Source organism: Rhizobium sp. BK491, assembly GCF_014194925.1.
Classification (GTDB): Bacteria; Pseudomonadota; Alphaproteobacteria; order Rhizobiales; family Rhizobiaceae; genus Rhizobium.
The window spans coordinates 82,293-101,260 of the sequence record NZ_JACIAR010000004.1; the positions used below are offsets into that span (position 1 = coordinate 82,293).

General features: G+C 58.8%; 18 protein-coding genes and 1 pseudogene. 10 read left to right on the forward strand and 9 right to left on the reverse strand.

Annotated features, from left to right (window positions below; all coding sequences use genetic code 11):
• Nucleotides 1–8: 8 nt before the first annotated feature.
• The 5 genes from FHX05_RS18730 to argE all read right to left on the reverse strand — a co-directional run bounded on the left by FHX05_RS18730 (nt 9) and on the right by argE (nt 5,147).
• Nucleotides 9–1,049 carry a tartrate dehydrogenase gene (locus FHX05_RS18730; protein ID WP_183873704.1) on the reverse strand — a complete coding sequence of 347 codons (1,041 nt, stop codon included), beginning with the start codon at nt 1,047–1,049 and terminating at the stop codon, nt 9–11.
• 11 nt (nt 1,050–1,060) lie between these two features.
• Nucleotides 1,061–2,524 carry an aldehyde dehydrogenase family protein gene (locus tag FHX05_RS18735; protein WP_183873706.1) on the reverse strand — a complete coding sequence of 488 codons (1,464 nt, stop codon included), beginning with the start codon at nt 2,522–2,524 and terminating at the stop codon, nt 1,061–1,063.
• Nucleotides 2,525–2,692: 168 nt separating this feature from the next.
• Nucleotides 2,693–3,049: a cupin domain-containing protein gene (locus tag FHX05_RS18740; RefSeq protein ID WP_183873708.1), complete on the reverse strand. Its 357-nt coding sequence runs from the start codon at nt 3,047–3,049 to the stop codon at nt 2,693–2,695.
• A 22-nt stretch (nt 3,050–3,071) separates the two neighbouring features.
• On the reverse strand, nt 3,072–3,995 hold the full coding sequence (locus tag FHX05_RS18745; RefSeq protein ID WP_183873710.1) for a glyoxylate/hydroxypyruvate reductase A: 924 nt from the start codon (nt 3,993–3,995) through the stop codon (nt 3,072–3,074).
• A gap of 27 nt (nt 3,996–4,022) precedes the next feature.
• On the reverse strand, nt 4,023–5,147 hold the full coding sequence (gene argE / locus FHX05_RS18750) for an acetylornithine deacetylase (protein ID WP_112608433.1): 1,125 nt from the start codon (nt 5,145–5,147) through the stop codon (nt 4,023–4,025).
• 238 nt (nt 5,148–5,385) lie between these two features.
• Here argE and FHX05_RS18755 point away from each other — a divergent pair, with 238 nt between their 5' ends.
• The 9 genes and pseudogenes from FHX05_RS18755 to FHX05_RS18790 all read left to right on the forward strand — a co-directional run bounded on the left by FHX05_RS18755 (nt 5,386) and on the right by FHX05_RS18790 (nt 14,987).
• Nucleotides 5,386–6,285 (forward strand): GNAT family N-acetyltransferase, encoded by a 900-nt coding sequence (locus tag FHX05_RS18755; RefSeq protein ID WP_246699004.1) that lies wholly within the window; start codon nt 5,386–5,388, stop codon nt 6,283–6,285.
• A 112-nt stretch (nt 6,286–6,397) separates the two neighbouring features.
• Nucleotides 6,398–6,550: pseudogene (locus tag FHX05_RS30430) on the forward strand (IS6 family transposase); the annotation flags it as partial.
• Between the two features lie 527 nt (nt 6,551–7,077).
• On the forward strand, nt 7,078–7,518 hold the full coding sequence (locus tag FHX05_RS18760) for a helix-turn-helix transcriptional regulator (RefSeq protein ID WP_348648327.1): 441 nt from the start codon (nt 7,078–7,080) through the stop codon (nt 7,516–7,518).
• A 9-nt stretch (nt 7,519–7,527) separates the two neighbouring features.
• Nucleotides 7,528–9,336, forward strand: coding sequence for a hypothetical protein (locus tag FHX05_RS18765; RefSeq protein ID WP_183873713.1), 1,809 nt, complete (start codon nt 7,528–7,530; stop codon nt 9,334–9,336).
• A gap of 12 nt (nt 9,337–9,348) precedes the next feature.
• Nucleotides 9,349–9,567: a hypothetical protein gene (locus FHX05_RS18770; protein WP_112336020.1), complete on the forward strand. Its 219-nt coding sequence runs from the start codon at nt 9,349–9,351 to the stop codon at nt 9,565–9,567.
• 14 nt (nt 9,568–9,581) lie between these two features.
• A complete protein-coding gene (locus FHX05_RS18775) occupies nt 9,582–10,754 on the forward strand; it encodes a YcaO-like family protein (protein WP_183873715.1) in 1,173 nt (390 codons plus the stop codon).
• The gene (locus FHX05_RS18780) at nt 10,751–11,455 is read left to right on the forward strand and encodes a TfuA-like protein (protein ID WP_183873717.1); all 705 of its coding nucleotides are present in this window, start codon (nt 10,751–10,753) and stop codon (nt 11,453–11,455) included. Before FHX05_RS18775 ends, FHX05_RS18780 begins: the two co-directional genes overlap by 4 nt.
• A gap of 105 nt (nt 11,456–11,560) precedes the next feature.
• Nucleotides 11,561–11,782 carry a hypothetical protein gene (locus tag FHX05_RS18785; protein ID WP_183873719.1) on the forward strand — a complete coding sequence of 74 codons (222 nt, stop codon included), beginning with the start codon at nt 11,561–11,563 and terminating at the stop codon, nt 11,780–11,782.
• Between the two features lie 865 nt (nt 11,783–12,647).
• On the forward strand, nt 12,648–14,987 hold the full coding sequence (locus FHX05_RS18790; protein WP_183873721.1) for a HAMP domain-containing methyl-accepting chemotaxis protein: 2,340 nt from the start codon (nt 12,648–12,650) through the stop codon (nt 14,985–14,987).
• Nucleotides 14,988–15,103: 116 nt separating this feature from the next.
• On the opposite strand, the gene FHX05_RS18795 is transcribed toward FHX05_RS18790, so the two are convergent.
• The 3 genes from FHX05_RS18795 to FHX05_RS18805 are packed head-to-tail and all read right to left on the reverse strand — an operon-like array spanning nt 15,104 to nt 17,272.
• Nucleotides 15,104–15,703: an NAD(P)-binding domain-containing protein gene (locus FHX05_RS18795; protein WP_183873723.1), complete on the reverse strand. Its 600-nt coding sequence runs from the start codon at nt 15,701–15,703 to the stop codon at nt 15,104–15,106.
• A 31-nt stretch (nt 15,704–15,734) separates the two neighbouring features.
• Nucleotides 15,735–16,487, reverse strand: a complete 753-nt coding sequence (locus tag FHX05_RS18800; RefSeq protein ID WP_183873725.1) for a glucose 1-dehydrogenase — start codon at nt 16,485–16,487, stop codon at nt 15,735–15,737.
• Between the two features lie 50 nt (nt 16,488–16,537).
• Nucleotides 16,538–17,272, reverse strand: a complete 735-nt coding sequence (locus tag FHX05_RS18805; RefSeq protein ID WP_183873727.1) for an SDR family oxidoreductase — start codon at nt 17,270–17,272, stop codon at nt 16,538–16,540.
• A gap of 140 nt (nt 17,273–17,412) precedes the next feature.
• On the opposite strand from FHX05_RS18805, the gene FHX05_RS18810 reads away from it, so the two are divergent.
• Nucleotides 17,413–17,991 (forward strand): TetR/AcrR family transcriptional regulator, encoded by a 579-nt coding sequence (locus tag FHX05_RS18810; RefSeq protein ID WP_183873729.1) that lies wholly within the window; start codon nt 17,413–17,415, stop codon nt 17,989–17,991.
• Nucleotides 17,992–18,181: 190 nt separating this feature from the next.
• Here the strand turns inward: FHX05_RS18810 and FHX05_RS18815 are convergent, their stop codons facing one another.
• Nucleotides 18,182–18,874 carry a TetR/AcrR family transcriptional regulator C-terminal domain-containing protein gene (locus FHX05_RS18815; RefSeq protein WP_183874452.1) on the reverse strand — a complete coding sequence of 231 codons (693 nt, stop codon included), beginning with the start codon at nt 18,872–18,874 and terminating at the stop codon, nt 18,182–18,184.
• Between the last annotated feature and the right edge of the window lie 94 nt (nt 18,875–18,968).

Consider the following 18,968-nt stretch of genomic DNA (forward strand, 5'->3'; position numbering starts at 1 on the left):
ATAAGACTTCAGATTGCGGCGAGCAGTGCTGCGGTGATCGCGTCGGTCGGGTCTTTGCCCGGAACCGTGCCGATGCCGCTTGCGGTTGTCGCCTCGATCGCCGCCATGACGGCATTTGCCGCGGCCTGCTCGCCCAGATGTTCGAGCATCATGGCGCCGGACCACACCGTTGCGATCGGGTTGGCGATGCCGAGATGGGCAATATCGGGCGCAGACCCGTGCACGGGTTCGAACATCGAGGGAGCGCTCCGTTCCGGGTTGATATTGGCCGATGCCGCAAAACCGAGGCCGCCCTGGATTGCCGCGCCGAGATCCGTGAGGATGTCGCCGAAGAGGTTGGATGCGACGACCACGTCGAGGGTTTCCGGCGCCATCACCATGCGGGCCGCCATGGCATCGATGTGATAGCTGGTGACTTCGACATCCGGATAATCCTGCGCGAGCTGCCGGGTAATGTCGTCCCAGAAGACCATCGAATGCTTCTGGGCGTTGGATTTCGTCACCGAGGCGAGCTTGCCGCGGCGGGTCCTTGCTTGCTCGAAGGCGAAACGCAGGATGCGCTCGACGCCTTTGCGGGTGAAGATCGAGGTCTCGACCGCGACCTCGTCGAGCGTGCCTTGATGGATGCGGCCGCCTGCACCGGAATATTCGCCCTCGGTGTTTTCGCGGATGCAGAGAATGTCGAAGGCGGTAGCCTTGAGTGGTCCCTGGACACCCGGCAGCAGCCTGTGCGGGCGAATATTGGCATATTGTACGAAGTTCTTGCGGATCGGCAGCAGTAGCCCGTGCAGGGATACCGCATCCGGCACTTCGGCCGGCCAGCCGACGGCTCCGAGCAGGATGGCATCGAAACCGCGTAGCGTTGCAATGCCGTCGGCGGGCATCATGGTGCCGGTTTCCCTGTAGAAGGCGCAGGACCAGGGAAATTCGGTGCCGTCGAGTATAAAGCCGCGGTTGCCCGCTGCCTTTTGCAGAACCGACCAGGCGGCGGCGGTCATGTCGCGACCGATGCCATCACCCGGGATCAATGCGATCTTGTAGGTTTTCATGTTCACTGTCCTTAAAGACTAATCAAAACGCTCTTGCTCTTGCGATTGGCCTGGAATGCCTCGCGGCCTAGATCCTTGCCGATACCGGACTGCTTATAGCCGCCGGTCGGCAGGATGTGGTCAAGTGAGCGGCTATAGCGGTTGACCCAGATGGTACCGGCTTGGAGACGGCGGGTCAGCCGGATGGCGCGGGAGAGGTCGCGGGTGAAGAGGCCTGCCGCGAGCCCGTAGCTTGGATGGTCGGCAAGCTGCAGGGCTTCCTCTTCGTCCTCGAATGTCTGGAGCGTCAGCACCGGACCGAAGATCTCCTCGATGATGGCTGGAGAAGTCTGATCGACTCCGGCCATCAGTGTCGGGGCGTAGAAATAGCCCGGTGCGTCCATGATTGCGCCGCCGGCAAGACATTCTCCGCCGGCCGCGACGGTGGCGGAGACGATCGCATCGATACGCTGTCTCTGCTTCTCCGATATGATGGGGGAGTAGCGGCTTGCGGCATCCCAGGTGGGACCGGGAACAACGCCCTTCATCCGATTTCGGATGGCGTCGATCAGTTCGGCCGATATCTTTTTCTCGACGATGAGCCGCGATCCGGCGACGCAGGCCTGACCGGCATTGCCGACGATACTGGCCGTAACGGCCGCGGCCGCCTTGTCGAGGTCCGCATCGGCAAAGACGATCTGGGGGCTCTTGCCGCCGAGCTCCAGCGTCATTGGCTTTATTCCCGTACGGGCGATGTTTTCCATGATCGCCGATCCAGCCCGGCCCGAGCCGGTAAAGCTGATCTTGGCGATGTCGGGATGGCCGGTGATCGCCTGGCCGGTCGTCGCGCCGTCACCCAGTACCACGTTGATTAGGCCGGCGGGAAGGCCGGCACGCACGGCGAGCTCTGCCAGATAGATGGATGAAAACGGCGTCATTTCGGATGGCTTCAGGATGACGGCATTTCCGGCAGCCAGCGCCGGGCCAAGTTTCCAGGCGGCCATGTTGATCGGAAAGTTCCAGGGCGTGATGGCACCCACCACCCCGTAGGGCTCGGTCATGATCATGCCGATATTGCCGTCGTCGGTCGGCACGAGGTCGCTGCCTTCCTTGTCGGCAAATTCGGCGAAGAAGCGGATCTGCTCTGCCGAGATCGCGATATCGCCCTCGACAAGCTGGCCGACGGGGCGCGTCGAAGCGACGGCCTCTAGCCTTGCCAGCGTTTCGGATTCCTCCTCGATGAGGTTGGCCCAACGGTGCAGGACATTCAGGCGCTCGCGTGGGCGGACGCCGCCCCAATTGCTTTGCTTCAGCGCGGCCTTGGCCGTCTGAACGGCCTGGTCGACAATGGAGGCGTCCGCGACCGGGCATCCGGCATAGGCTTTGCCATCGGAAGGGCGGTGCATCGGAATGACACCGTTCGCGGCGCTGAAATGCTCGCCGATGAAATGCCCGACGGGGAGCGAAAGACTATCGGGATCGAAGCTCAGGTCCATAATGATACCTCCGGTCAATTTACCGAGATGCTATAGGATCGGCGAAGTAGCTTGATCCGATCGCGTCGGCTGTCGCGGCGGAAAAAGCCGTTTTGAGAAGGTCCCGCAGTGTATTCTTCGGCGAGGCCCGATGCGGCCGGCCCTGAAAGCCGCGCCGGGCAGTAGACCTCAAGCGGTAACGGTCACGTAGATTTTCCGGACCGTTTCGATCGTCTTCCAGATTCCGACGAAGCCCGGTTTCATGACGAAACTGTCGCCCGCCTTATAGACGACGGACTCGCCGCCTTCCGGTGTCAATTCGACGACGCCGGAGAGAATATGGCAGAATTCGAAGGTTTCGCCCTTGATCGAACGGCTGACACCGGGTGTGGCTTCCCATACGCCGGTGTGCACAGTCTCGTTGCGCGCAACGTCCTGTGCCCAGGTCTTAAGCTTCGGATCGCCCGAGATCAGTCGCTCCGGAGCGACGACGTTTTCGCGCGGTGCGAAGGAAGGGTTGGGGTCAATCGTCTTGAGGAGGGACATGGAGTTCCTTTCGGGTTGGCGGTCAGTAGCCGCGGCGGCGGTCGACGAGGCCGAACGGGTCCAAGCCCGCCCGGATCCGCTTGATGTTGTCGATGACGGTGCGTGCAGCGCTATGGGGCTGGGTGACGCTCGCAATATGCGGTGTCAGCAGAATGCGGTCGTGGTTCCAGAACGGATGTCCGGTCGGCAGCGGTTCGGGATCGGTGACATCGATCACGGCGCCGGCAAGCCGGCCGCTGTCGAGCGCTGCCAGGAGATCTTCCGACACAAGCTGCGGTCCGCGGCCGACATGCACAAGGCTTGCGCCCTGCGGCAGTTTTTCGAAGAGATCGGCGTTGAGAAAACCGCGAGTCTCGTCGGTTAGCGGCAGGAGGCAGATCACGATATCGGTCGTGGAAAGCATGGCGTGGAGTCCAGCTTCGCCGGCAAAACAGGTAACGCCCTCCAGTTCGCGTTGATTGCGGCTCCAGCCGGAAAGCACAAAGCCGAACGGCTTCAGTCTTTCGAGCACAGCCTGACCAAGGTTCCCGAGCCCCAGCACGCCGATGCGACGCTCGTGAGCCTGAACCTGCGGCAAGGCATTCCAGACCTGACGGTGCTGCTGGCTGAGATAGGAGGGCAGATTGCGGTGGAGTGCGAGGACGCCGAGCGTCACATATTCCTGCATCATGCGCGTAATGCCGTCTTCGACCATACGCACGACTTTTACGTGATCGGGGACATTTGTCGTATCGAACTGATCGATGCCGGCACCGATTGAAAACAGAACTTCGAGATTGCGGTAGCGCGGCAAGTCGTCCGGAACCGTCCAGGTGATCAGATAGCGTACGGCATCCGGGTCGACGGACGTCGGATCCATGGAGAAGGGGAGATCCGGCAGCTCGCGGGCGAAGGCTTGCTGAAAGATATGGCCGCGGCGGGCATCCGAATTGAAGAGGAACGTCATGGGCTTCTATCCTTCGGTCTTACGGCATCACGCCAGGCAACGACGGCCGAGAGCCTCGATCATGGCCTGGCAGGCGTCGAGTTCGTGCGTGAGGATGAATTCGTTCGGCTTGTGTGCGCGAGCGATATCGCCCGGGCCGCAAATGATCGCCTCAAGGCCGGCACGCTGGTAGAGCCCGGCTTCAGTGCCATAGCTGACGGCTGCCAGCGGTTCGATGCCAGTCAGCTCGGCCAGCAGACCGGCAAGATGCACTGTCCGCGGAAGCGAGAGGGCGGGGTAAGAACTCAGCTCCTCCCATTGCACCTGAAAGCCCCGACGCTCAAGTGCTGCAGCGGCCTCGTGCACCGGTAGGAGCAGTGCCGCCGGGTCCGCACCGGAAATTGCCCGCGCTTCGACTTCGAGCGTGCAGAGATCTGGAATGATATTGAGGGCCTGCCCGCCGTGAATGGTGCCGACAGAGATCGATGAATAAGGCGGCTCGAACTCCGCTTCGAATGGCCCCTGGGCCAGAGAATGCGCGGTCGAAACGGCGGCCTGCAAAACCTCGGCGGCGGCATGGATTGCGTTGAGACCAAGATCGGGCCGCGACGAATGACCGGAGCGTCCTTTCAAGATGATGCGCGCGGCTGATTTCCCCTTATGTGCGAGGATGGCCCGCATGTTGCTGGGTTCTCCGACAATGATGCCGAGCGGCGTCTCGCAAAGCTCCGGCAGGCGCGCAATGAGATGCGGTACGCCGCGGCAGCCTGCTTCCTCGTCATAGGAGAAGGCTAGATGGATCGGCCGCATCAGAGGGCTTGCGGCGAGCATTGGTACGGCCGCCAGAGACGCGGCCAGAAAGCCCTTCATATCGCTGGTGCCGCGGCCATAGAGTCTATCTCCATCGGCCCGCAGCGCGAAGGGGTTGCTCGTCCATCCCGTTTCGTTGGCCGGCACGACATCCATGTGACCGGAGAGGACATAACCGCGTATATCACGGGGACCGATCGTGGCAAAAAGGTTCGACCGGTCTCCCTCGGGGCCAGCAAGGATATCAACCGTGGCGCCGAAGGACTTCAGGTAGGCGGAGATCCACTCGACAATCTCGGCATTGGGCGTTCCAACGACGGAATCGAAGCCGACCAGTTTTGCCAGAATGTCCGATGCCTGCATTGGTGTTGCCAATCTCCGATTGCCGTCCTCGTCTGTACAAGCGACGTCTTGATCAAAGGAAGGTTAAGCCTCAATCAGTAGAATACCTGCCGAAAGTATGGATCATACGGTGAATTCTTGCGCCGCCGTTTGCATAGGCAGTGAAATGTTTCGTTGAGTCTCGGCTAAGCTCGCCAAAGCATGATGCCGGCGTGAGCGAATATGCAGCCGGGAGGATCGGATGGCGTCTGGATCACCAATGGACACAAAAATACCCGAAAAGCTGCATGTCGATGCATTCGAACTGCGCTTTGCTGACATCTCAGAGGTCTCTTTGTCGCAGCTTCAGGCTCTCTCGATGTCGGTCGGGTGGCCGCATCGATCGCAGGACTGGCAGCACCTGCGGGATGTCGGCCGCGGCTTCGTGGCGCTTGACGAAATCGGCAGGGTTTCCGGTTCCACCATGTGGTTCCCGCACGAGGAGAGCTTCGCCACATTCGGAATGCTGATCACCGCACCGCGCCTGCAGACGAACGGTACGGCGGAGTGGCTGGTTAAGCGGATGCTGGAGGAATGCCACCATAAACGGATACGGTTGAATGCGACAAGAGCGGCACGCCGGATGTGTGCAACTTTTGGATTTATGCCGAAACAGACGGTCTTCCAGTGTCAGGGGGAGATTCTATCCGTACCTCAGGCGGGCGATATCAGGCCGGGGCTTGATCTTAGGCGGCTCGAACGCAGCGATCTGGATGCGGTTGCGGCCCTGGACGAGCCTGCTTTCGGTACGCTGCGCTATCAACATCTCAAGCGATTGTTTGAAAGCTCCATCTGCTACGGTCTTTATGATGGCGGCAAGCTAATGGCTTATTCCATGCGGCGCCGGTTTGGCCGCGGTCACGTCGTCGGTCCTGTCGTCGCTTATTGCGAGGAAGACGCGATTGCTGTCGTTCATCCGCATGTCGTAGCGCATGTCGGCAGTTTTTTGCGCCTCGACACCCATTTTGGTGCCGGACTGTTCGCCAGTTTTATCCAGCAAAGCGGAATGTCCGTCTTTGACACCGTGACCACTATGGTTTCCTCTGAGAGGGCCTCCTATGGAGCCCCGAACACAGGTTCTCCGATCGTATTTGCACTTGCGTCGCAGTCTTTCGGCTAATTGCAAAGGAGTCCCCTCAGTTATCAATAGCCCTGCCGGTGGAAGCTGAAGCTGCTTCCCTGGTGATGCGAGGTTAACGGTAGCTGAAGCCCTTGGCTGATAATCGGCAGCCATGATCCAAGCCAGTGTCAGTTATAAGCGTCATCGTTTTCCGCCCGCTGTGATTGGCCATGCAGTCTGGCTATACGCGCGATTTCCGCTGAGCCTGCGGCTGGTGGAAGAGATGCTGCTGGAACGCAGCATCGTCGTTTCTTATGAGGCGGTTTGATGCTGGGCGAGAAAGTTCGGCCCGGACTATGCCGGCCGTTTCCGGCGGAAATCGCCGAGCGCCAGCGATGTGTGGTATCTCGACGAAGTGGTCGTGACGATTGGCGGATTACAGCGTTTCGTGCCCGTCTTCTCGGCGGCCGGAAATCTCTTCGTTCCGCCTCACTCAAAACGCTCAGCTATCGCCGTCCATTTACATCGCCTAAGCGCCATATCGCATTGGAAGGCCGTTGCTGGCATGGCCAACTGATCCAAGCGCATCTGTCCAAAATACTCTCCGCAGAATTAACCTGACATCACCCACGAGAATGCTGCCGCTGAACCGCACGGAGTGAGGATGAGCCCGGTTAAATGCAAAACGACATTGGGAAACGGGCGCTCCCGGAGAAATATCTCGTTCTCGTCGAGAAGAATGTCGTCTGCGCGATGCCGCGGCGGCTCTCCGAATTTGCAGCCGCATAATATAGCGGATTGGAAACTCCTGGCGTTGTGTAAAATTGATCTTGGGTGCCTTGCTGGAAGATTGTGAATTCGAGGGAAACCTGCGAACATGAAGGCAGTTTTTCTCCTGATGGTTTCTTTATGAACAAAAAACCGGATGTAATCGACGTTGAGCTTGGATTGCGCATCCGGCTGCGTCGCGAGGAATTGTCAATTACGCAGGATGTATTGGCCGAGAAGCTTCGCATAAGGCCCCAAGAGCTCGAGAAATACGAATGCGGCTTCGAGAAAATCAGCGCCAGTCGCCTTCTGCATGTTTCCGAAATTCTCGATGTCCCAATCATGTTTTTCTTCAAAAGCGGATCGGACGAGGCGCTTCCCTCCAAGGAGGCACTAGCTGGCTTTCGATTTGCGAAGCATCATAAAGCCGTTCTGCGAACAGCCTTATCGGGGATCGTGGACAAGCGGTTGCGGGCGAAGATCCTCGCCTTTGTGCAATCAAGCGAATCTGACAGTGAGCGCTGATCTGGTAAAATGACATTTCATTTAACGACCCTCGGAAGCTGTGCCCTTTACGATGAGAAGGGCGATCGTGTGAATGTGCCCAAACAGGCGCTGCTCATGCTTGCCTATCTCTGTGATTGCCGGCAATCGATACCACGCAAGGAGTTGGCAGCATTTCTCTGGTCCGGCAATCTTCAAGCGGCCAGCGTCAACTTGAGATCGACCCTGCTGCGTTTGGCGACTGCGACGTCCAACTCCCCAAAGCCGCTGATCAGCGGCGTCGCTGCGAACATCGCTTTGAATTTCGACGCGCTGCGCTGCGATCTGGATACCATCGAAAATGCGTCCGGCGTTGCCAAGCTTAGCGCCCTTAGCGATGCGGTTGCCAAGAATTTTCTACCCATTTACGGCAGCGGCTCTACAGCTGTGGCCGTCTGGGTACGCGACGTGCGCGCACGGCTCGCGGGAGAGCTGCGAACCGAATTCTTCAAGGCGCTGAATGAACCCTCGTCGCCTCAATATCGCGGTGAATTGAAGCGTGCAGCCACGCTTCTGTTGGACAGGGATCACTCCGATGATGAGGTCAGGATAGCGCTTGGCGAGAAAATCACCTCTTACATTCAGGTGATCGGCGAAACGAAAGATCCGACTTCAAGCCACCCGGCTGAAGACACGATTCCGCTCTCCGCCGATGGCAGGGTGCCCCGTATCGCCCTGCTTCCTCCCGAGACGCTGGAGGCAGCAGAGCGAGCCGGCTCGGTTGCCAATGCGGTCATCGAAGACCTCACGATCAGCCTTTGCGTCGATCGAAGCGTCTCCGTGGTCGCTCCCTACACGGCTGAGCAGATTCGGTCTTCCAACGACAAGGCGGGGCTTCTCAGGCAACATAACGTGGTCTACGCGCTCGATACGAAGAGGACTGGCGACAGTCTTTTTGCGCAGCTGATTTTCATGCCGCGCGACGAGATTGTTTGGGCAACGCGCGTTCAATTGGATAGCGCGGCCATAACGGAGCATCGCAACGAGATCGCCACTGCGATCCAGCACTCCATCATCGAGCGTGTGGGCGCCTTCCACCACATAGTTTCTGATTTCAGCTGCAAGCCTCAGGCCTATTTTGCTTATCTTGAGGGCGTGCAATGCCTTTCCCGACTGGGCCTTCAGAATGTCCGCCGCGCGCGCAAGCACTTCAGGGAAGCTCTTGAGCACGAGCGCGGTTTCGCGGCGGCCCTTGCGGGCATCGCCCGAACCTTGACCATGGAATGGGTTTTGACGGCCCGGGGCGACAGCGATCTGTTGAGTCAGGCGGAAAAAATGGCGGCGGATGCGATCCGCGATGACAGTCGGTTTGCCGGAGGTTTCAAGGAAATTGGGGTTGCTCGGCTTTATCGCGGAAATATCGACGGTAGCCTGGAAGCCTTGTCAAATGCCGAGGATCTTAGCCCCCACTACGCGGATGTCATTTGTAGTCATGCCGACAGTCTTACCCATGGCGCCAATCCGAAAGCGGCATTGGCAAAGGTCGCAATGGCTCTCGATCTCAATCCGCTTGCTCCGGACTATTATTACTGGACCGCAGCGGGAGCCAGCTATTTTCTTGGGGAGTATACAGACGCATTGGCTTATCTTGACAGGATGAGAGAGCCAGGACCGGCAAGCAGGCTTGCGGCGGCAAGCTGGGCAATGCTTGGCGATGCTGCCAAGGCCAAGACATATCGGCTGCGCGCCTTACGCGATAATCCGAATTTCGATCTTGAGGCATGGCTGTCCATGATTCCAAACAAGGAAAAGTGGCAGACTGAGCATTACAGGGAAGGCCTGCTGAAGGCCGGGTTTTGAAAGGAAGATATTATGGCAGGCGCAGTGTTGCTTGGAATCAAGGGCCAAGAGGGGCTTTGGCTGGTTGACCTCGAAAAGGGGACTGTCGTCCGATACACGCGGCGGCTGTCGGGTGATCTGGCGAAGGCGGCGTCCTGGCGGGCCAAAGGGGTTAGAGTGGAGAAAGATGTCGATTTCGCTGTGGCGTTAAGGTCGGCAAGCTCCGCGGCCTCAGGCCTTTATGAGGGCTAGGCGCTTGTTCATCCGTGTCGAACAATTTTAGAGCATGCCCCCCTCGGGAAACCTTGTCGAGGGTTTCGCCCTATCTGGAGCGGCTTGGCATAACCCGTGTCGGCCGCCAGACCGAACTCGATCGCATAGGCATTCCCGTTTGGTGTGCCTACGCCCCGAATTCCAGGGCGATCGTCATCGCTCAGGGAAAAGGTCTGGACGACGTCTCCGCGAAGACATCCGCCGTGATGGAAGCGATCGAGCGATCGGTCGCGACCCAACCTTTCTGTTCAGCGTTGATGGCAAGCCAGGATGATCTTGCCGCAAGCGACCAAGCCACGGATTGCCTGGAGGATCTGCTGGCGACCGGCGCGCACCCGGTAGAAGCCGGTGAACAGATCAGATGGTCTCAAGCCTACGATCTGGCAAAGAACGCCTCGATATTCGTACCTTTCGAGGCCGTTCATCTTGACAGGACGCATGTCAGCCCACGCTTTTGGGTATCATCGGACGGATTGGCGTCGGGGAATACCTGGCATGAGGCAGTCCTGCACGGGCTGTTGGAGCGGGTAGAGCGGGATGCTTGCGTCCTTTGGAACGTCGACGAGCCGGAGTATCGGTATGCACGCCGGATAGATCCACAAAGCATCGAGGATAACGATATTCGCGAGATGTTGGAGAAGATTTTCTCCGCCGATTTCGATGTCGCCCTTTTCGATGTGACGAGCGATTTGGCCGTTGCCGCCGTCGTCGCGTTGCTACGGCCGAAAGGCGATGACGGTTCGCTCAGATATGTCGACTTGACCATGGGGGCAGGCGCATCCTTGTCCCCCTATGTAGCCGCAGCCCGGGCAATTTCCGAGGCCGTGCAGTCGCGGATGACCTTCATCGCCGGTGCCAGAGATGATCTTGTCCCGGAGTTGTTCTCACGCCGCGCTGATCCAGCCCACCTGCTGTCGTTCCGGGCGCGATATACGACGAACCTCGATGAACTGCCATCGATGCCTATCGGGCCTGCGCAGGATGCGCTCGACCATCTTGTCGAGGCTCTGTCGGAGCGCGGGATCGACCAGCTTTATGCAATCGAGCTCGCACCTGAATGGCTGCCGGCATCGGTCGCAAAGGTTTTCGCGCCACAACTCGAACATCCGGATGGGAACCGCCGAACTCGTTTTGGCAGTCGCGCATTCTCGGCGAGCCTCTTATGAAAGTGATCTTTGTAGGCCCGAGCCTGCCCGATGCCGACGCTTTCGCAGACGACACGATGATTATACGGCCCCCGGCGCGTCAGGGCGACGTCGTCAGAGCCCTTGAGGATGGGGCGACGGCCATCGGCCTTGTCGACGGCCAGTTCGAGTTTGTCGCGCCGGTGTGGCATAAGGAGTTGCTCTTTGCCTTATCCAGAGATGTCCCGGTGTTCGGGGCAGCCAGTATGGGAGCGCTCCGCGCAGTGGAGTGCCAGGCTTACGGCATGGTCGGCGTTGGCAGGATCTTCGATGACTATGCTTCCGGGCGCCGGGTGGATGATGCGGATGTCGCCCTCCTTCATGGCCCGGCGGAACTGGGTTATCCGGCCTTGTCAGTCCCGCTGGTCAATGTTGATGCGACGATCGAAGCTGCAATTGACCAAGGCGTTATCGGTGGAGAAGCCGCTCTACAGCTCTCCCAAGCAGCCCGTCGTGTATTTTTCAAGGACCGGACCTGGAGGCGTGTTGCCGAAACCAGCAGTATGGACACAGGGCAGGTTAGGGCTCTCGTCGCAACTGCGTGGAGTGACCAGAAGCGCCAGGATGCGATAGAGCTGATGCGCGCAATAGCGGAGATACCATCATCGGCACCTAAGGCGGGCTGGTCCTTCAATGCAACTCCGCTGTGGCGCGAACTCTTCCCACAATTTTGCCGCACGTAGCCGATTCTCTAGTGCAGGCTTTGCGTGTGCAACGCTTTTGCAACGCACCTCATCACTTGAAATATGCCAATCTCGCCTCAGGAAATTTTGTTGGGGGCTTTAAGAGTGATTGATTTTGAAAGTCATGAGCGTCATTGCGAGATCTTGGCGCTTGTCAAAATGATGCAGTATGCCGGTCAGATCGCCAGCGGGCTCGATACACCGCAGGCCGTGTTCCTGATAAAGGAGGCACAAGATGCTCTTCTTTCCGTCTTAAAGACCGAAAGCGCGGCGCTCTCAAATGCGCATCTGGGCGGGCTTGTCAGTGACACGCATGGTCACTGCTAGCAGGCTCTCGTCTTGCAGAAATTACCGATCAATACATTAACCGATGCCTGCTTGGTACTTGGAAACTTCAAGAGGTCTAGTTTGCTTGGAAGAATACCAGCCAGGGTGAGCCGGTCCGCGAAAAAAGTAAGCTCCGCTGATACAGGGGGCATTGTTCTGGAATTTAAGGACCCTCATGGAAATATGAGGGTCGAATTCGTTCTGCTTGCAGCGATTATTGTTGCGTGGCTTACGATTGCCTGCACCATCTGCCTGTCGTTGAACTGGCTCTGATTTCTGGCTCGTGGCTTGCAGCGCGGCTGCGATTGTAGATCGGGGGAAACGTCTTAAGCGAAGACGGCGCGTTCGCGCTCGTGTGTGGCGCGGAAATTTCTGGTCCCTCGGTCCGGAGGAAGCGCAGACCATGATTTCGTCCCCGGATCCGGATGACAGGCATATGTCTATTCGCCAAGTAAGTTCAGCCCAAAGCTCTTCCCGATAGACTACGCGATTTGCGTCCGGCAGGCTCGTGGCCGCAGTACGCAGTTCGCGATACCGGCTTGAGGTGACGTCGGGGCGCGGTCCTGCATGGGGCCGAGGCATCGCAAATGTCGCTTCGGCTTGGAGCATTTCACGATTCATTCTCGCCGCCGGATTGGTTGGTGCGAAACAGCCCGTATATTTTTAGGGGCATTAATCCTGTTTCAACAAAGCTGGGCTAATTATTCCTTTGATTGGGCAGGGCATGATGCGCCTGTGATCGGGCGGCGCCTCGATGGCTCACGGACTGCTTTTCTTTTAGAAAATTTCACCTCAAGAGCTCCAGAAGTACGTGTTTTGGCGAAGCGGGTTAGCGTTACGGCACCCCGAACGTAGGTGAGCAATTATGATTTTTTCTCTTCGCAATATACTTCTTGGGATTTTCCTTTTTCTCAGCATCGCCCTATGCGTGCTAACGGGATCTTCGACGCTTGATGCCTATCGCGATGCAGGCAAGTATGCCGACGTCTCGAAGTTCACCATGCTGGATCGCGCGCTCTTCCAAACACTTGCGAATTTTCGCAACGAGCGAGGTGACGGGTCGTCGCTCGCCAAACTTGAGCTTGGCGCGCAAGATGCAACGCTTACCTTGTTGAAAACGGACAGGGGCATCGTCGATAAATATATGGCTGATGCAAAATCGGTCTTTGCAAACATCGACGACACGACGCTCAAAGCTCCGATTGCCGATGTCATGAATGCCTATGACCGCGTGGTCGCATTCCGCTCAAAGCTCGACAACGAAGTCTCTAAGAAGCTTGCTGATCGTGACCCGACATTGCAGGCCACGACGCTGGACCTCGGTCAGCAGTTCTTGACCGCGTTGGAGACAGGTTCGACCGCCATTGAAAACCGGATTCGCGCGAGCGATCCTTCAATGACGGCCCTTATTCAGATCCGTGCGCTGACATGGTACACGCGCGCAACGGCCGGTGCTGCAAACTTGTTGTACGTCAACACACTCGCCTCTGAAGAGGCGATGAAGCCTGAGGACGTCAGCAAGATCCAACAATTCGATTACGCCGCGAACTTCACCTGGGGGCAGATCGGCACTCTGGTCAATCATCCGTCGACACCACAGGTCGTCAAAGACGCCTATAAAATCAGCAGCACGACCTTTTTCAGCGGTGACTTTGCAGCAAAACACAATGCATTGCTTGCGAAGTTCGCAGCCGGTGAGAAGAAAGCCATGTCTCTCGACGACTGGCGTCCGGTCGGCAATGCCGCCCTTCTGACGATCACGAACACCGCCGCGGCAGCAGCAGATGGCATGGTCGCCAATGCAGCCGTCAGGCAGAGCGATGCATTCGTCAGTTTCATCGCCTACGGGCTCACTTTCCTTGTTGCCGTCGCTCTGAGCATTACGGGCATCTGCGTCATCATCTATCGCGTCACCAAGCCCGTCGGGGTGCTAACTCATTCCATGACCGAACTCGCCCAAGGCAACCTCTCGGTCTCGATCGGTGGCGTCGAACGGCGCGATGAGATCGGCGCCATGGCCCGTTCCGTACAGATTTTCCAACAGGCAGCCTTGCGCAACAAGGCGCTGGAAGCCGAAGCTGCCGAGGCACGCATTACATCGGAGAATGAACGCGTCGAAGTCCAGCGCCGTGCCGAGGCAGAGGCAGAAGAGAGGCTGCTGCAGGCAACGGGTTCGCTTGCGACGGGACTTCGTCATTTGGCATCAGGCAACCTGCGCTGTGAGATCGAAACGCCGCTGGCTGCGCAGTTCGAAGCTCTGCGTCACGACTTCAATTCATCGGTCAGCCAGCTGCGCGCTGCCATGTCCCAGGTCGGCCAGGCCGCGTCGCTGGTAAACAGCGGCAGCTACGAGATCTCGCAGGCTTCCGACAATCTTTCCAAGCGAACGGAGCAGCAGGCCGCCTCGCTGGAAGAGACCGCAGCAGCGCTCGAAGAGGTAACGGCCAACGTTCAGTCAACCTCCAAACGAGCTGGCGATGCACGTGACCTGGTACGTGGTGCCCGATCACGGGCAGAAAACTCCAGCCAGGTCGTCGGCAATGCCGTCAGCGCCATGGGAAGAATTGAGCATTCGTCCAAGCAGATCAGCCAGATCATCAGCGTGATCGACGAGATCGCCTTCCAGACCAACCTGCTTGCGCTTAACGCCGGCGTCGAGGCGGCGCGTGCGGGCGAAGCCGGTAAAGGCTTTGCCGTTGTCGCCCAGGAAGTCCGGGAGCTGGCCCAGCGTTCGGCCAATGCCGCCAAAGAGATCAAGGCCCTGATCGGCAACTCCGAAGTCGCAGTCAGCGAAGGCGTGAAGCTCGTCAACGACACCGGCGAGGGTCTCTCAGCTATCGCCGACCTGGTCCTGCAGATCAATCAGCACATGGATGCGATTGCAACCGCCGCTCAGGAGCAGTCCATGGGTCTTTCTGAGATCAACAGTGCCGTCAATCATATGGACCAGGCGACACAGCAGAATGCCGCCATGGTCGAAGAGATGAACGCGGCCGGCGCAGGTTTGGCCGAAGAGAGCAAGCGTCTTGGCGAGCTTCTGAGCGCATTCCGCACAGGCGAAGCCGAGCGCATGGAGCCGCAGGCGAGGCCCGTGGCCCGGCCTGCCTCCGCCCCGACAACAGGCCGGCTTGCTGCGCGCGCCGCTCCCGCTACACAGGGCAATGCTGCGCTTAAACATCTCCAGCAAGAGTGGTCGGAGTTCTGATTGGTCTGATGTGAAGACGGATGCCGCAATTCTACCGCGGCTCATGAAGCGAAGATTGGCCCGGACACTTTGTGCGGGCCATTTTCGTTAAGCCAATTCGGCGTCTCGTGGCCGCATCACTCGAACTTGACTAAGTCCTTAAAGATCAGTTGCCCCCAGCTCTTTCCGCGCGCGTGCACAAGCAGTCCACCCTCCGAAAGTCCGCCGAGCTGGATGGGCGCGAAACCGAGCCTTTCCGCAAGCGCGCCAATCGCGTCTGCCGCAGCGACGTCGTCGCTCGCCAGGAACACGACCCTCCTGCCGCCATGGACCGCCGGATCCTGGTCAAGAACGGCGGCAACCAGGTGGTTGAAGCCCTTGACCAACCTTGCGCCAGAGAAAGCCTGCCCGACGACCTTGGAAGAAGGCTGTCCTCCCAGTTGCTCAGGGGACACGCCGTAGGCATTGGTCACATCGACGATCGTCTTCCCCTGCCAGGTGGGGAGCGCCTTCGCGACATCTGGATGCTGTTCGAAGCGGACTGCCAAGAAGATGATGTCCGCCTTGACGGCTTCCGCTAATGTTTTTGCAATGACCTTAGGCCCGATCGCGGCCGCATCAGCTGCAAAGCTCTCCGGGTCCCGCGTGGTTGCAACAGATACTTCGATGCCCTTGCGGGCAAAGGTCTTGGCCAGCGCTCGGCCGATATTGCCGAAGCCGATGATTGCATAGCTCATAATGCTTTTCCTATCCTGTGTCGACGTTGGCTCAGACCTGCGCCCAACCGCCATCGACGGCGAGATCTATACCGGTGATGTAGGAGCTTTCATCGGAGGCGAGGAAGGTGAGGGCGGCTGCGATTTCCTCTGGCTTGCCCCTGCGACCCATTGGGATCTGCGACGCAAACTGGGCGACTGCCTCCTCGGCTTGCTCTGCGGTGAGGCCGGTCGTTGTCGCCAAGGCGGGAGTCTCGATCGCGCCAGGGCTCATCGTGTTGACGCGGATATTGCGATCCTTCAGCTCCAGGGTCCAGGACCGCGAGAAGCTGCGAACAGCCGCCTTGCTTGCTGCGTAGGCGCTGAACGCTGGCAGCCCCATCACGTTCGAGACCGAAGAGTTCAGGATAATCGATCCGCCGTCCTTGAAGAGAGGAAGGGCCTTTTGTACGGAAAAAAACAGCCCCTTCACGTTCACATCGAAGGTCTGGTCAAAATGAGCCTCAGTAGCTGCCGCGAGTGGTGCGACCGTGCCTGCGCCCGCGTTTGCGAAGAGAATATCGATATGACCATGTCTCTCCTTCACGGTGGCGTAGAGCCGGTCCAGATCTTCCAAGCGCGAGACGTCGCCCACGACCGTCGTCACGTTTTTCCCGATAAAGGCGGCGGCCTCTTGTAAGGCTTTCTCGCGTCGCCCGATAATCACGACCTGCGCACCTTCCTCCACGAAACGCTCGGCTGTGGCCAAGCCGATCCCGCTGCTTCCGCCTGTGATGACTGCGATTTTACCTTCGAGTGCATTCATAATCTTTTGTCCTTCGTTGTGTGTGAGATAGGCACGGAACCGCGCCGGGGTCAGATTTGCGCCAGGCCGCCGTCGGCGGCGACCTCGCTAGCGGTCATGAAGCTGCTGTCTGAGGAAGCGAGAAAGGCAGCCACCGCTCCGATTTCAGCCGGATCGGCCATGCGCTGGAGTGGTGTCATCGCGCCGTAGGCCTTCTGGCCCTCCTCCCCAAGCGCTTCCTTCGCAAGTTCGGTCGCCGTCGCGCCGGGCGACAGCACGTTTACGCGGATACCGGTGCCCTTCAGGTCCTCGGCCCAGGTCCGCGCGAGATTGCGCACCGCTGCCTTGCTCGCGCTGTAGGCGCTGAATGCGGGGGCGCCCGTGGTGCCGGCGCTCGATCCGGTCAGGATGATCGAACCGCCGTCGCTCATCAGCGGTAGCGCCTTCTGGACCGTGAAGATCGTGCCCTTCACATTGGTGTCGAAGGTTTCGTCGATATGCTCGGCGGTGATCTGGCCGAGAGGAAGCGGGCTTCCTATTCCAGCATTGGCGAACACGATGTCGAGGGTTCCGCGCTCGGCCTTCACCGCCGCATAGAGCCGGTCGAGATCGGCTTCATTGGAAACCGAGCCCTTCACCGCGCGGGCGTTGGGTCCAAGCTCGGCCACAGCCGCATCGAGTGCTTGCTGCCGACGGCCATAGATGAAGACGAAGGCACCCTCTTCGATAAAGCGCCTTGCGGCGGCAAGGCCGATACCGGTGGCGCCGCCAGTGATCACGGCGGTCTTACCCTCAAGCTTTCCCATGACTTTTCCTTTGTCGCGTCGGAGGGCGCCTGTTGCCATCTGCGCAGACGCACGCTACCTCAATGGATCATTGATCCGCTTCGTAAAACGGATCGCCGATCCACATATATGGATCACTGATCCGTTTAGCAAGGTAGTCCATGCGAGCCGACGCAGAAAAAAATCGCAGCCAAATTCTCACCGTCGCGCGTGACGTTGTTGCCGAGCATGGCGTGGACGCGTCGATGCGTGACATTGCCCGCCGGGCCGGCGTCGGGTTGGCCACGCTGCTCCGTCATTTCCCGACGCGAGAGGCGTTGTTCGAAGCGCTGCTGTGTACTCATCTGGACGCACTGACGCGGAGCGCAGCCGAACTCGAACGGTCGACTTCGGCCGACGAAGCACTTCTCTCCTGGTTTCGAAAATTGGTGGAATTCACCCAAAGCTCTAGGGGCGTTGTCGCCATGATGGCGGCCGCCCACACAAACCCCGACTCCGCTCTTTATGCTTCGTGCGCAGCGGTGCACTCGGCAGGCGCGCGACTATTGCTTCGTGCTCAGGACGAGGGAACAGCGCGCGCCGATATGAATGGGGACGACCTGTTCGCTCTGATAACGGCTCTCGGCTGGGCGGCCGACCAACCCTCATTCGCGCCACGGGCGGACCATCTCGTCCACCTTATTACAAGCGCCATCCTGACAAGTCGGCCTGGCGATGATGGCAAGAAGGGAATGACTTAAATTAGATCGGTATCCGAGGGCAGCAATGCGTCCCCATTCGGCCGAAAAGCCCGCAATGGCTCTTTCCCAAAAGCCGACGCTACCATGTTAACCGTCGGCGGTATCAATGCGCCGATATTGAGGAAACTCGAGCGGACGGCTTTTGCAACAACAGCGTCGCCGGTCTATTCCCTTCAAGAGCCTTCGAAAACTACTCGGCGTTAGTCACAGGAGCGGAGCCAACACCCGGTGCTTGGCGCTTGGCGAATGCGCGCAAAAAGGTCTTCGTTGCCTCTCTTGCCATACGGTCGACTTCTTCCTCTGGAGTTTGACGGCCGATCTGTTGGTTGATCCGCAGATCTGTTGCGAGCAGCGCCATATACTGGCGCGCGGCAAGTGCCGGATCCTCTATGTCGAGATGACCAGCGAGCGCGAGCTGCGCCAGGCGAGCCGCGATGGCTGGGTATTTCTTGCCTGGTCCGTATTCCTTCCAGGTCTCGAACAATTCGGGAAATCTGCCGCCCTCGGTCTCGACGAGCTTGCGTAGCCAGCGGCCATTCGGATCGCAGACAGCCTTGCGCAGGAGCAACGCTGAAAATTCCGTCAGTTCCTTTTCGAGATCGATAGGCGCCGCGGGAAATGTGTCCAACACCCGAAAGAAGTCGGCGCTCGACTTCTCGGTGATCTCCGCAACCACAACCTTGAACAGATTATCCTTGTCGCCGAGTTGATTGTACACCGTCTGACGGGACACGCCGGCTCGTGCTGCGATGGCATCGATGCTCGCCGCTGCAAACCCGTCCTCGGCAAAAACGTCTGCGGCCGCGTTGAGGATTGCCTGCCGTTTGCTGGTGGCGGGCGGACTCTCTGTCTCAGAAGAAACCGCTGCGGGCGAAGTTTTCATGACACCACCATATAGCACTTGACCAATTGGACAATACTGTCCAAAATATTTTACAGAAATGACGGGCCATGCGTTGGAACCATTGCCGTCTTTC